Source organism: Mycobacterium sp. NGS17, from assembly GCF_059813205.1.
The window spans coordinates 60,046-73,407 of sequence record NZ_JCALED010000006.1; the positions used below are offsets into that span (position 1 = coordinate 60,046).

The 13,362-nt window shown below is 67.2% G+C and carries 12 protein-coding genes; 4 read left to right on the plus strand and 8 right to left on the minus strand.

Translation table 11 applies throughout. The annotated features are described in order from the left end of the window. The first annotated feature begins 181 nt into the window (after nucleotides 1-181). Nucleotides 182-400 (plus strand): hypothetical protein, encoded by a 219-nt coding sequence (locus AC5Y7E_RS14620; protein ID WP_499918519.1) that lies wholly within the window; start codon nucleotides 182-184, stop codon nucleotides 398-400. Nucleotides 401-564: 164 nt separating this feature from the next. Here AC5Y7E_RS14620 and AC5Y7E_RS14625 read toward each other — a convergent pair whose 3' ends face one another. Continuing rightward, complete coding sequence (locus AC5Y7E_RS14625) at nucleotides 565-2,067, minus strand: glycoside hydrolase family 183 protein (protein ID WP_499949578.1); 1,503 nt, start codon at nucleotides 2,065-2,067, stop codon at nucleotides 565-567. Between the two features lie 838 nt (nucleotides 2,068-2,905). Between AC5Y7E_RS14625 and AC5Y7E_RS14630 the strand changes: the two genes are divergently transcribed. The 3 genes from AC5Y7E_RS14630 to AC5Y7E_RS14640 are packed head-to-tail and all read left to right on the plus strand — an operon-like array spanning nucleotide 2,906 to nucleotide 6,128. Then, nucleotides 2,906-4,132, plus strand: coding sequence for an acetyl-CoA acetyltransferase (locus AC5Y7E_RS14630; RefSeq protein ID WP_499949579.1), 1,227 nt, complete (start codon nucleotides 2,906-2,908; stop codon nucleotides 4,130-4,132). A gap of 2 nt (nucleotides 4,133-4,134) precedes the next feature. Continuing rightward, nucleotides 4,135-5,649, plus strand: a complete 1,515-nt coding sequence (locus AC5Y7E_RS14635) for a carotenoid oxygenase family protein (protein WP_499949581.1) — start codon at nucleotides 4,135-4,137, stop codon at nucleotides 5,647-5,649. Next, nucleotides 5,649-6,128 (plus strand): VOC family protein, encoded by a 480-nt coding sequence (locus tag AC5Y7E_RS14640; RefSeq protein WP_499949582.1) that lies wholly within the window; start codon nucleotides 5,649-5,651, stop codon nucleotides 6,126-6,128. Before AC5Y7E_RS14635 ends, AC5Y7E_RS14640 begins: the two co-directional genes overlap by 1 nt. 3 nt (nucleotides 6,129-6,131) lie before the next feature. Here the strand turns inward: AC5Y7E_RS14640 and AC5Y7E_RS14645 are convergent, their stop codons facing one another. The 7 genes from AC5Y7E_RS14645 to AC5Y7E_RS14675 form a co-directional block, all read right to left on the minus strand. Next, nucleotides 6,132-6,566, minus strand: a complete 435-nt coding sequence (locus AC5Y7E_RS14645) for a hypothetical protein (protein ID WP_499949583.1) — start codon at nucleotides 6,564-6,566, stop codon at nucleotides 6,132-6,134. Nucleotides 6,567-6,674: 108 nt separating this feature from the next. Beyond that, a complete protein-coding gene (locus AC5Y7E_RS14650) occupies nucleotides 6,675-7,442 on the minus strand; it encodes a VOC family protein (protein WP_499949585.1) in 768 nt (255 codons plus the stop codon). 84 nt (nucleotides 7,443-7,526) lie between these two features. After that, nucleotides 7,527-8,000, minus strand: a complete 474-nt coding sequence (locus AC5Y7E_RS14655) for a type II toxin-antitoxin system Rv0910 family toxin (RefSeq protein ID WP_499918526.1) — start codon at nucleotides 7,998-8,000, stop codon at nucleotides 7,527-7,529. 3 nt (nucleotides 8,001-8,003) lie between these two features. Beyond that, nucleotides 8,004-8,192: an antitoxin gene (locus AC5Y7E_RS14660; protein WP_007777099.1), complete on the minus strand. Its 189-nt coding sequence runs from the start codon at nucleotides 8,190-8,192 to the stop codon at nucleotides 8,004-8,006. A 67-nt stretch (nucleotides 8,193-8,259) separates the two neighbouring features. Next, complete coding sequence (locus AC5Y7E_RS14665; RefSeq protein WP_499949586.1) at nucleotides 8,260-10,635, minus strand: cation-translocating P-type ATPase; 2,376 nt, start codon at nucleotides 10,633-10,635, stop codon at nucleotides 8,260-8,262. After that, the gene (locus tag AC5Y7E_RS14670; RefSeq protein WP_499949588.1) at nucleotides 10,632-12,215 is read right to left on the minus strand and encodes a serine hydrolase; all 1,584 of its coding nucleotides are present in this window, start codon (nucleotides 12,213-12,215) and stop codon (nucleotides 10,632-10,634) included. Before AC5Y7E_RS14670 ends, AC5Y7E_RS14665 begins: the two co-directional genes overlap by 4 nt. 34 nt (nucleotides 12,216-12,249) lie before the next feature. Further along, a complete protein-coding gene (locus tag AC5Y7E_RS14675; RefSeq protein WP_499949589.1) occupies nucleotides 12,250-13,359 on the minus strand; it encodes an MBL fold metallo-hydrolase in 1,110 nt (369 codons plus the stop codon). Nucleotides 13,360-13,362: the final 3 nt, after the last annotated feature.

Sequence of the window (13,362 nt, forward strand, 5' to 3'; positions counted from 1 at the left end):
GGGCCACATAAGAAGGCATTGCCGTCGGAGCGGTGGGCGGCTGAGCCGCTCGCTGCGCGGTGACCGACCGGAGAATCTCAAGTCCCACACCGTACGGAAAAGAGGGCTAGCATCGATACCATGCATGCGAGGGAAGAACCGTAGCGCCCGCCGCTTCGTCGGGGCACTCGCCGAGTTTGCGATGCGGAAGCTATTCGCGACACTGATGGCCGTTGGAGCCGTGATGCTCAGCGGGGCCATCGCACGCGCTGAGAATCAGCCGGCCCCACCGCCTCCCGGCCCTTCGTTCTACGCACCGAAATGCCTGAGTTTTGACCCCAATCCGCCCGCGCACTGGAACTACCTGCCCTGCGGGTGGACGACGGACGGTAAGCGATGGATTCCGCTGCCACCGCAGTAGCCGATACCCCCACGGCAGACTTACCGAAAAGCATTGAGCCGCTGGCTAACTGATCTTGCAATGCATATTTCCGGCAGCTGACGCCGCAGACGCCCGCATCCCCCCGGGCGTCTGCGAGCGAAAGCGTCCGGTCACTCGACAGTCGTTGTTCGCCGGCAACGGCGCTACGGCAACACGGTGTGCATCAGCATCACGTCGTAGGCCGACCACAGCGACAGGTTGAAGTACAGGTCTCGGCCCGACGACCAAGGATGGATCATCGGCGCATAGATGCCACCGGGCATCTGGAAGGATGACACCAGCGGTTGCTCAGGGCTCCACGGCCCCTGGGGCGTCGGCGCGGTCCGCGCCACCACGTCGTTGCTGCCTCCGTCGGTGTACAGCACCAGGTACTGCTTGAGATAACTGTTGTACTGGGCCGACATTTCGCCAACGGGGCCCGGGAAGATCGGCGTCGCCGCGCCTGGGTTGTTAGCCACCCAATGCCCGCCGTTATCGCCGTTCCAGTACTGGTACTTGGTCAGGTCGGGCAATTGATTCGGCGGGACGCGCGAGAGGAACGCCGCGCCGCCGCGTCCTGAGGGGGTGCCGAACTGGTAGAGGTAACCGTCGTTCCCCTTCATGAACGCGCCCATCTGGAAGTTCTCGTTTCCCGGCGTAAACCCCGCTCCCGGAATGGCATCCGGCGAAGCGGTACGAATGGTTGTCGGGAAGATCCCCCAGTTCTGGCCGTTGTCGTTGGACCTGGCGATCGCCGAGTAGTTCGTCGACCATTCGCCGTCGCGGCCCCATTGGCGAATCGACATGTAGCTCATGTACTGGGTCCTGCCCATCGACATCGCCGCGGTCGGGATGATCCCAGTCTCGTGCGCGGCTTTGTGGATGGTGTTGACGACCTGCTTGGAAAGTCCGGGCGCCCACACCGGCGAGCCGGAATACCTGTCGTTCGGCACACCGTCGGCGATGTGAATGCCCTTGGACAGGTCGTGGTCGTTGCTGCGGAACAAGGTGTTGTAGCGCCACTGCTGGCCGTGCACCTTGCAGTAGCCGAAGGTGTCACCGAAGGCCATCAGCACCTGGCGGTTGGCGGGATCACCGTTGTCCCAGGCAATTCCGAGGTCGGTACCGGAGATGCTGAAACGTTGCAGAGTTTTGTTGGGGCCGTTGGGTCCGGTCACCCAGTCGACGAGCGACGTCGGAGCCCCCGCGATCGAAGGAGGCGGCGGTCCCGGCTCGGGCTGCGGCTGGGGCTGTGGCTGCGGTTGCGGAACGGGAGCGGCGTTGGGGCGCAATTGGTTTGCGTTGGGCGGTAGCGGGACGCCGGGCGCGGGCGGATTGGGCCCGGGAGGCAGCACCTCGGCTTGCGGATGCAGCGGTGCGGCGTACTGGCGGCCCGGGGCGGCCGGTTTGAGCAGTGACGAGATCAGTGGCCCCAGCCTCGGTAGTGGCGCCTGGTCATTCGTGTGGGTAGGCCGGCGCCCGGTCGGCGGCTGCACGACCGGCTGGGGCGCGGGCATGGCCGGGGGCGCGGCGGGAGGGTCCACGTTCGCCTCGGGCGCCCCGCACGGTGTGGCGTTTGCAACCGGCGCGGGCCCCACCACGAGGACGAATCCGATAGCGGCCGCCGACGCCATCGATAGCGACACACTTCGCAGAAACGCCGACATGTAGCACCTTTCGAGGGGTAGGACACCGCGTTGACGTCCCTTAGCTGGCTCATGTGACGATAGTGATTGGCGGGGCAAATGTGACCAGTGATGAGCTGATAGGTATTCATCCGTGACCGTGTCGCAACGCGACGGTCCCTGCCCACGCCGCGGTCCGCAGATGATTAGCTCATCACTCATGCGAGCCAGATGAGAAGCGTTAAGGCCTTTGCCGTCGTGGCCGCTAACCGGGTCAAAGGGCGCCCGGCATGGTGCCGAAATGGGCCGCGGTCGGCGTCACCGCCAGGTGGCTGATCGCTCGACCGTCCGGCTGTGTCGCGGTGAGGCGGGCGCCTCGCCACATGCCTCGCGGCAATGGCGCGGCGGTTGGGGGACGCGGCGGGTGGCGACATCGCCAGATTTGCTAGGCGCCCCCGGGAAGCCGGTGGCGGTGCGCGCCTCGGCGCAGGCGGTTGGCGCGTCGGACTCCGTCGGAAGCCGAGCGGCGACGCGAGCCGCCGATCGGTACAAGCGCACCACATTGCCGCAGCTCAGCCTTGCACCGGCACAGTTCTCCGAAGCTCTATTGCACACGCGCGTAACGAAAATCGTCGGCCGCCCGGTGCGCGCCAACGGTGTCGCACAAGCGAACGAGTTAGGGTCCGCATGTTTGTCGACCCCCATCGGTGGCAATGATGCAACAGAGGCGTGTGCGTCGGCCGGCCTGCGCACCCGTCTAGGTCCCGTCGGTTCAGCCCGAGAGCCGACGGGGCCGCCCCTTTTTCTCGGCTCTTGGCCGACCCGCATCGGGTGGCCGATAGCGCTGAACATCCCCGCCGTCCCGGAGTACCGTCGGCGTATGGATGACTCGGCCGGTGTGTGGATTCTCGGTGGTTATCAAAGCGATTTCGCTCGCAACCTCACCAAAGAAGGCCGCGACTTCGCCGCGTTGACCGCCGAGGTCGTCGACGCCACGCTGGCGGCGGCCGGGGTCGATGCGGCCGACATCGAGGTGGTGCACGTCGGCAACGCCTTCGGCGAGATGTTCGCGCGTCAGGGCCACCTCGGGGCGATGCCGGCTACGGTCTGCGACGGCCTCTGGGATACACCGGCTTCACGACACGAGGCGGCGTGCGCCTCCGGCAGCGTGGCGGCGCTCTCGGCGATGGCCGACCTGCGATCGGGCGCCTACGATGCCGCGCTGGTGATGGGCATCGAGTTGGAGAAGACCGTCCCCGGCGACACCGCCGCGCAGCATCTGGGTGCGGCCGCGTGGACCGGGCACGAGGGGGCCGACGCCCGCTACCTATGGCCATCCATGTTCGCGCAAGTGGCCGACGAGTACGACCGGCGGTACGGCCTGGACGACGCGCACCTGCGCGCCATCGCACAGCTGAACTTCACCAACGCACGGCGGAACCCCAACGCTCAAACCCGGGAATGGATCGTCCCCGACCCGATCACCGACGACGACGCGAGCAACCCGATCACCGAAGGCCGGCTTCGTCGATTCGACTGCAGCCAAATGACCGATGGCGGCGCCGGATTGGTACTCGTCAACGACGCGTATCTGCGCGACCATCCCGATGCGCGCGCGATCGCCCGAATCGACGGGTGGGGCCATCGCACCGTCGGGTTGGGTCTGCGACAAAAACTCGACCGCGCCGATGGCGACCCGTACGTCCTGCCCCATGTGCGGGCCGCGGTACTCGACGCGCTGCGCCGCGCCCGGCGCAGCCTCGACGACGTCGACGGATTCGAAGTGCATGACTGCTTCACCCCCAGCGAGTACCTGGCGATCGACCACATTGGGCTGACCGGCCCGGGTGAATCGTGGAAGGCAATCGAGAACGGCGAAATCGAGATCGGCGGCCGCTTGCCGATCAATCCCAGCGGCGGCCTGATCGGCGGCGGACATCCGGTCGGAGCCTCCGGCGTGCGGATGCTGCTTGACGCGGCCAAGCAGGTCAGCGACGACGCCGGCGAATACCAGGTCGATGACGCCCAAACTTTCGGCACGCTGAACTTCGGCGGCAGCACCGCCACCACAGTGAGTTTCGTCGTCAGCGGCACCGGAGGCGAGTGAGAATGGATGTTGAGATCGTCGGCAAGTTCCTTTCCACGCTGCCTGAGGACGACGAGCATCCCTACCGGACCGGACCGTGGCGGCCCCAGACCACCGAGTGGGACGCCGACGACGTCCGCGCTGTCGAGGGCGAAATCCCCCGCGATCTGGACGGCGTCTACCTGCGCAACACCGAGAACCCGCTCCATCCGGCGCTGAAGACCTATCATCCGTTCGACGGCGACGGCATGGTGCACGTGGTCGGCTTCCGTGACGGAAAGGCGTTCTACCGCAACCGTTTTATCCGCACGGACGGGTTTCTGGCCGAGAACGAGGCCGGTGAGCCGCTGTGGCCGGGTCTGGCCGAGCCCGTGCAACTGGCGCGGCGCGAACAAGGGTGGGGCGCACGTACCAAGATGAAGGACGCGTCGAGCACCGACGTCATCGTCCACCGCGGGATCGCGCTGACCAGTTTCTACCAGTGCGGCGACCTGTACCGGATCGATCCGTATTCGGCCGCCACGCTGGGCAAGGAGTCCTGGAGCGGCGGCTTCCCCGTCGAGTGGGGTGTGTCCGCACATCCCAAGGTAGACAACAGAACCGGTGAACTGCTGTTCTTCAACTACAGCAAGCAAGAGCCGTACATGCATTACGGCGTGGTCGACGAACACAACCAGCTGGCGCACTACGTCGACATCCCGCTGCCCGGTCCGCGTCTGCCCCACGACATGGCGTTTACCGAGAACTACGCCATCCTCAACGATTTCCCGCTGTTCTGGGATCCCCAGCTGCTCGAGCACGACGTGCACCTGCCGCGCTTCTACCCCGACATCCCGTCGCGGTTCGCGGTGATCCCGCGCCGCGGCGGCACCGCAGACATTCGCTGGTTCGAGGCCGACCCCACCTTCGTGCTGCACTTCACCAACGCCTACGAGGACGGCGACGAGATCGTGCTCGACGGCTTCTTCGAGGGCGATCCGTCCCCGCTCGATACCGGCGGGACGAAGTGGGAGAAGCTGTTTCGCTTCCTCGCCCTCGATCGCCTGCAGGCACGGCTGCACCGGTGGCGGTTCAATCTGGTCACCGGGGCGGTACGAGAAGAGCGGCTTTCGGAGTCCATCACCGAATTCGGCACCATCAATCCCGAATGCGCCGGCGGCGACTACCGCTACACCTACGCCGCCACCGGCAGGCCAGGCTGGTTCTTGTTCGACGGCCTGGTTAAACACGACCTGCGCGCCGGAACCGAGGAGGTGTTCTCGTTCGGTGAGGGCGTCTACGGCAGTGAGACCGCGATGGCGCCACGCGTGGGCGCCGTCGGTGAGGACGACGGCTACCTGGTCACCCTCACCACCGACATGAACACCGACGCCTCCTACTGTCTGGTCTTCGACGCGTCCCGCGTCGGTGACGGCCCGGTCTGCAAACTTCAACTGCCCGAACGTATTTCCAGTGGGACCCACTCCACCTGGGCGCCCGGTGCGCAATTGCGGTGCTGGGACACCTCCGACTCGGCCGCTGCCGCGATCGGACTGTGATGCGCACCGGCAGGCACCGCCACACACACTGGCCACTGCAACTCGCGCCGATCGGCGCCATCCGTTTCGCGCGCCGCTCCGCACATTTCGCTGAAACCGTGCAGTTTTACCGCGATCTGGTCGGCCTGCCGCTCTACGAGACCTTCGGGGACAGCTACGGAAGCAACGGCGCAATCTTCGGGTTGCCCAGCTGGAACCTCACCATGGAAATCGTCGAGGCCAGCGACGACGTCGCGGTGGACCCCCACGAACAGCTGTGTCTGTACTTTCCCGACCAGCAGGCGCAGCAAGCCGCCCTCGCGCGCCTGCGCGACGCCGGCGTCGAGCCCGTCGAGCAGCACCCGTACTGGGCGGCGACAGGGGCGGCCACCTTCCGCGACCCGGACGGACGCGAAATCGTGTTCGCGCCCTTCGTATTCGGTGTCAACGAGCCCGAGAGCAGCGGCGCCTCGGGACAGCACGAATTCCCACCCGCCTGAAAGTCAGCGACCGGGCCGGCGGGAAGCCAAGGCGGCGATGACGGCCACCAGCGAGCAGCCGACCGCACCGACGGCCGCGCCCGCGCCGACGTACAGCCCGTATTCGGCCGACACCGGCGGATTGACATTGAGCTTGTAGTACCAGACCGTCAGCGCCACGATCAGCAACGAAATCAGCAGTGCGGCAACCGAAGCGAGCCTCACCGATAAACCACGACCCATCATGGCGCCGACCACCAACAGCGTCGAGGCCAACAGAACGATCAGCTGACCCGCGCCGAACCCCCGCGGCAGCTCCAAGTTGCCGTGGGCGCCGCCGATGGCGTTGGCCCAGCCCCCGCCGTTCACCCGCGTCCGCAGCCACGGCAGCCATGCGCTGGCCGACACCATGACGGCGAAAAGGGCCACCAGCCAACCGGGACGCAGTCGGCGAGTCATGCTAGCGAGACTAACGGACTACGGGGCCGGCTCCCGTGAGCGAGCGTCCCGCTAGCGTGGCGCAACTCGCCGACGGCCACGCCGGCGTGACGCTGCCGTCCAGAGACGCTAGGCCTGCAGCGAGGACAAGTTGAAGATCGCACCCGTCGGATCGCTGGCGGCGGCCAGCCGTCCGTACGGGGTGTCCTCGGCGTCGCGCACCACCGCGCCGCCGTTGTCGGCGATGACCCGCAGTGTCTTGTCGACGTCCTCGGCACCGAAGAAGATCACCCAGTTCGGCGGGATCTCCTCCGGCAAGAAGGCGCCGTCCATCACGCCGAGCAATTGCTCGTCACCGAATCGTGCCGTGCTGTAACGGAATTCGTCGGTGTCGGACACAGTCTCGGTCTGCCATCCGAGAACCTCGCGGTAGAAGTCGAGGGCCGCGTCGTAGCCGCGTGTGGTCAGCTGGTGCCACACCGGGGCGCCCGAGGCCCCGATGAGCTCGAAGCCGCGGTGTTCCAGCGGCTGCCACAGCCCGAAGACGGCGCCGGCGGGGTCGGTCGCGACGGCCATGTGGCCCTTGGCGGGCACCTCGATCGCCATGCACACCGCACCACCGGCCCCGGTCACGGCCGCGATTGTGGTGTCGATCTCTGCGGTGTGGAAGTAGGTGGCCCAGCGGTCGGGCGACTCGGCTTCCGGCCGATTGGCCATGATGCCGGCCACCGGGTGACCGTCCTTGGCGGCGTTGACGTAGCCGTGGTACTCGGATCCGGCGGACTCGAACGTCCAGCCGAAGACCAGGCCGTAGAACTCCTGGGCGCGGCCGACGTCGGATGTGGTCAGATCGATCCAGCATGGAGCGCCCAGCGGGGCGCAGTCACGGATAGGCACGGTGACCTCCTGATGGTGTCCTGGCCCGAAGGAAAGGGCTTCACACTATCGACTGCCGCCGCGCCCGAAACTCATCGCCGGCGATCAGCGATGAGCCGCACCGTCTCCGTTGGTGCTCGGGTCGGCCCGGGTGAACACCGTGACGAAGTTCTCCAGCGATTGGTTGATGTCGCTGCGCAGGGCGGCGGCGACGATCATGCCGATGGGGCCGAACAGCGCCGGGCCGCCGAGGTGCACGTCGAAGCTGACGACCGACCCGTCGTCCTTGGGTGCGATCTTGGCCATCAGCTTGACCTTGACCCCACCGACGCCGTCGCCGTTGAGCGTCATGCCCTCGGGCGGCTTGTAGCGCACGACCGTCCATTTGATCCGGCTGTACATGCCCTTGACCTCGACGATCGACTCGACGACCGTGCCCTTTTCGATCTCGTCGGGCAGGATGCTGCGCCACACCCGGTGGATGGTCAGCCAGTCCTTGTACCGGGACAGGTCGGAGGCGTGCTGCCAGGCCACCTCGGGTGGCAGCGGGACATCGATGGATCCGGAGAGCTTCGCCATCGCTCAGTTCTGCTGGTCGCCGGTGTCCGCAGCGCCGGTGGCCTTCTTGGCCTGCTCCTGCACCTGGTGGATGGTGTCGGTGTACTTGCCCTGCGTCTTGTCGTCGACGAACTCGCCGGCCTTGTCGATTGCCATCTCGACCTTGTCGGCGTTCTGCGACAACAGGTCCTTTGCCTTGTCCAGGAATCCCATGCAGCCTCCCTTTTCCCCGGCATCGTACTTGGCCGGCGAGGGCCCGCTGCGGGTGAGTTCGGCGCGCTCAGCGCCACAGCCGCGGCCGCACGCCCAGCACTTTGGCGCGGATCCACCAGGTGGCCTCGATCGCGGCGGCGCCCAGCACGCCGATGCCCACCGCCGTCGACGTCACCGCGACGTTGGACGGGTCGAGCAGGAACTCCTTGCGTGCCAACGGCAGGCTGAAAATCACGACATAGGCCAGACCAGAAGCGATCACCAGCGCCACCCGCCACCACTGATACGGCCGGGCCACCACCGCCAGCACCCACAACGCCGTCATCAGCAGCGTGATCAGGGCAGCCGTGGACGCCTGATCCTGTTGGACGAAGCTGGCGTGACGCCCGTGATACGCCAGCAGGTAGGAGGCGAACGTCGCGCTGCCGACGATCAGTCCGCAGGGCAGCGCGGACGTGAGGACCCGGCGCACGAAGCCCGGGTGGGCGCGTTCGTTGTTGGGCGCCAGCGACAGGATGAACGACGGTATGCCGATGGTGAACCAGGCCGCGATGGTGACATGGATGGGCTGGAACGGATACAGCAGCGGGTCGGCCCCCAGCGGTTTGGCCAGCAGACATTCGACGCCCACCAGGAACGCCAGCAGGACCGAGTACACCGTTTTGGTCAAGAACAGGTTGGCGACGCGTTCGATGTTGCCGATCACCCGACGGCCCTCGCCCACGACGTAAGGCAGCGTCGCGAATCTGTTGTCCAGCAAGACGATCTGCGCCACGGCGCGCGCTGCCGGGCTGCCGGCGCCCATCGCGACACCGATGTCGGCATCCTTGAGGGCCAGCACGTCGTTGACGCCGTCGCCCGTCATCGCGACGGTGTGCCCGTGCGATTGCAGAGCGTGCACCATGGCGCGCTTCTGGTCCGGCCGCACCCTGCCGAAGGCGGTGTGGGTGTCCAGCGCGTCGGCCAAATGTGCAGGTTCCGAGGGCAATTGGCGCGCGTCCATCGCCTCGCCGCGCAGCCCGAGCTCTCCGGCGACGGCGCCCACCGAGACCGCGTTGTCCCCGGACAGCACCTTGACCGAAACGCCTTGTTCGGCAAAGTAATCCAGAGTCTCGCGCGCGTCCGGGCGCACCTTCTGTTCGAGGACCACCAGCGCGACCGGGGTGACGCGGCCCGGCGCGTCGGGATGGTCGACGGCGACGTCACCCGCGCCGACCAGCAGGACCCGCAGCCCCCGCGCGCCGATCCGCTCGGCCTGTTCGGCCGCCGCCGAGGCCGGCTCGAGCAACACGTCCGGAGCCCCCATCACCCAGTTCCCGTGCCCGTCGAAAGAAACACCGCTCCATTTGGTGGCCGACTTGAAAGGTGCTGTCGCCGTGGCGGTCCAGCCGGGGGGCTGGTGATAGGTCTCGGCGATGGCCCGCATGCTCGCGTTGGGTCGCGGATCGGCGGCGGCCAGCGAGGCCAGCACATCGGCAATCCCATTCGCCGCGGGGTCGAGTTCGTCCACGGTTGCCACCCGCATGCCGCTCTCGGTCAGGGTGCCCGTCTTGTCCGCGCAGACCACGTCGACGCGCGCGAGTCCCTCGATGGCGGGCAACTCCTGAACCAGGCACCGGCGCTGACCGAGCCGCACGACCCCGACCGCGAACGCGACCGACGTCAACAGGACCAGCCCTTCGGGGACCATGGGCACCAGTGCGCCGACCGTGCGCAGCACGGCCTGCCGCCAGTCCGCGCGCGTGGTGAACAGCTGGGTGTAGATGGTCAGCAGTCCGGCGGGCACCAATAGGTAGGTGATGAATTGCAGGATGCGGTTAATGCCGTTGCGCAGTTCGGATTTCACGAGGGTGAACTTGCTGGCCTCCTCGGCGAGCTTGGTCGCGTAGGCGTCCGGGCCGACCTTGGTGGCGCGGTACGCGCCGCTGCCCGCGACGACGAAGCTGCCCGACATCACCGCGTCGCCGACGGCCTTGGCGATCGGGTCGGCCTCCCCCGTGAGCAGCGACTCGTCCACTTCCAGGTTCGCCTCCTCGACGACCTCGCCGTCGACGACCACCTGATCTCCGGGGCCCAGCTCGATGATGTCGTCGAGTACCACTTCACCGGGCGGCACCGCCCTGGTCCCGGATTGCCTGCGCACCAAGGGTTTCGCCTGCCCCACGATGGCGAGCTTGTCCAGCGTCTGCTTGGCCCGGATCTCTTGCACCATGCCGACGACGCTGTTGGCGATGATCAGCAGCCCGAACATCCCGTTGATCAGCGAACCGGTCGCGAGCACGATCAGCAGCAACACTCCCAGGATCGCGTTGATCCGGGTGAACACGTTGGCCCGGACGATGTCGGTGATGCTGCGTGTGGCGCGTTCCCGTACCGCGTTGCTCTTGGCGTCGGCCACCCGCTGGGCCACTTCGGCGTCGGTGAGGCCAGAGGCGTGAGTCATCGCGTGAAGGTTCCCAGCTTGTCCGAGTCGTAGTACTCCAAGTTCAGCGTATGGTCGCCGAAAACGGCCTTGGAAACCGTTCCGGGTGGGGCGTTTTCGTCGGTCAACGTGAAGGTGAAGGTGTCGCCGTCCCAGTGGGTGAGGGTGGCCGTCCGGTTTGTCGGACCCATCCGCAGTTGCAGCGCGCCGTCGTGCTGGGTCACTACGGCCGGTCCCCAGTAGTCGCTGGCGTAGCTGCCGGCGTAGTCACCGAGCGGCCTGGCCGGGGCGGGGTTGGTCGGGGGTTGCCGGCCGACCAGCGAGCCGAGCGGGTTGTTCAGCCAGCCGATCGCCTTCTTGTACAAGGGCGCCCAGTCCTGACGGATCTGACCGTACTGAACCAGATCCATGAACTGGGCGGTGAGCGTTTCGGGGATGCCGTAGGGCGCGGCGTTCGTCAGCGCGATGATGCCCAGATCCTCGGAAGGCAGCACCACGAAGTTGGTGGCCGCTCCCAAATCGAAAGCGCCGGAGTGACTGTACTCGGTGCGTCCCGACGAATCGACCGAGGAGTTGAAGCCGTATCCGTAAAACCCGGTGCGCGCCTGCGGCGTCTTGGCGGGTGATGACACCATCTGCGGGCTGGTGGCGGGCAGGAGGGCCTCCGGCGACGCGACCCGGTGACCGTCGTAGGTTCCGTTGCCCAGCAACATCAATAGCCAGCGCGCCATGTCGTTCACCGATGAGCTCACGCCGCCAGCCGGCGACTGGGGATCCGGGTCGCGCTGGAAGCGGGCCTGCCACCTGTCGTCGATCTTGATGTGGTTGACGGCGTGGTTGGGCCGGGCGATGAAGTCGGCGAACCGCGAACTCGTCGACGCCATGCCCAGCGGGCGGTAGAGCACCTCGTCGGACAGCTCCTCCCATGGCTTGCCCGCCGCGGCCGCCACCGCCTCGGCACCGGCGGTGATCCCATAGTTGGTGTAGGCGTAGCTGATTCGAAACGGGTCCAGCGGCAGGTACTTGAGCCGCTCCAGCGTTTGCCGGCGGTCGTAGCCCAGGTCTTCCAGCTCGTCACCCGCGTGGTCCGGCAACCCGGAGCGATGCGCATACAAATCGCCGATGGTCACATGACTGGTGACGTAGGGATCATTCAGCGTGAACCACGGCAACTTGGACGCGACGGGCGTGTCCCACCCGACGACGTTGTCGCTGACCTCGTGCGCGATCACCGTCGCGCCCACCGATTTCGACACCGAGGCCAGCTGGAAGACGGTGTCGGCGTCCACCTTGTTGTCCTGACCTTGCCCTCGGCTCACATCTTTTAGGCCAAAGCCTTTGGCGTACAACACCTTTCCGCCGTGAACGACGGCTACGGCCATCCCCGGGATGCCGGTGCTTTTCATCAAGTCGCCGACCAGCCCGTCCAGCTTCGCCGCGGCATCGTCCACGCGGCCGGCGGGGATCGCCACGCCGGAAACCTGGTTGGGCGGGACGTCAGACAACGTGGACGGCGACCCGGCGGTCGGCTGCGCGGAGCCGCAACCCGTCAACCCGAGCAGCGCCGCGGTGAGGCCGGCCCCGGCCGCGCGTTTGATCATGCGCGAACCCTACGCGCGTGCGCGCCGGGGCGATCTACAGCCGCCACCACGGGGCGGATTCCTCCGGCGCCGCGGGATCGATGCGTTGACCCGGCAGCGGCACCGCCACCTTCACCCGCTCCGGCGCGGCGGCGGTGAGCAGGCGCTCAACCGGTTCGGCCCACGGGTGCGGGGCCAATCGGAAAGTGCCCCAATGGATCGGCACCAACAGTCCGCCGTCGGTGACGTCCAGATGCGCCCGCACCGCCTCCTCGGGGTTCATGTGCACGTCGGGCCACGCCGTGTTGTAGGCCCCGATGGGCAGCAGAGTCAGGTCGAACGGCCCGTGATCGGCGCCGATCTGCTCGAAACTCTTGGTGTAGCCGGTGTCGCCGCCGAAGTAGGCGCGATGCTTGGGGCCGACGAACGCCCACGACGCCCACAGCGTCGTATTGCGGTCCAGAAAGCGTCCCGAGAAGTGCCGCGCCGGTACGCATACCACCTCCAGCTCGTCGACCTTGGCGCTCTGATGCCAGTCGAGCTCGACGATGCGCGGCTCCGGTACCCCCCACCGGCGCAAGTGGGCCCCGATGCCGAGCGGCACGAAGAACGGTGCCCGCTGAGTGCGGGCCAGCGCCCTGACCGTGTCGATGTCCAGGTGGTCGTAATGGTCGTGGCTGATCACCACCGCGTCGACGGCGGGCAGCGCCTCGAGCGGAAGCGGCGGCGGATGCAGCCGCTGCGGGCCCACGACGTCCGACGGCGAACACCGGTCGCTCCACACCGGATCGGTGAGCACCCGGTAGCCGTCGATCTCCAGCAACGCCGTGGAATGGCCGAACCAGCTGACGGCCAGCCGGCCCGGGCCGGCGTCGAGGATCCCCGGCGAGGCCAGCGGGATCGGCCCCTTCGGACGGCTGCCGCCCCGGTTGCCGATCAGCTCCCACGCGATGAGCCGCAATTGCTCGCGGTCCATCTTGATTTCGGAGGCGGGCTCGACGTTGACGAAAACACCGTCACGGTAGTGCGGCGACCCGGCGGCCGCCTCGGCGATCGATGCCGGGTGGGCGCCGAGCGCGTCCGGCGCGCCGTGCAACGCTCGCACCAGCCAACCACCGGCCGCCAGCGACGCCGTACCGGCGACCAGCCGTAGCGTCCCGCGCATAGT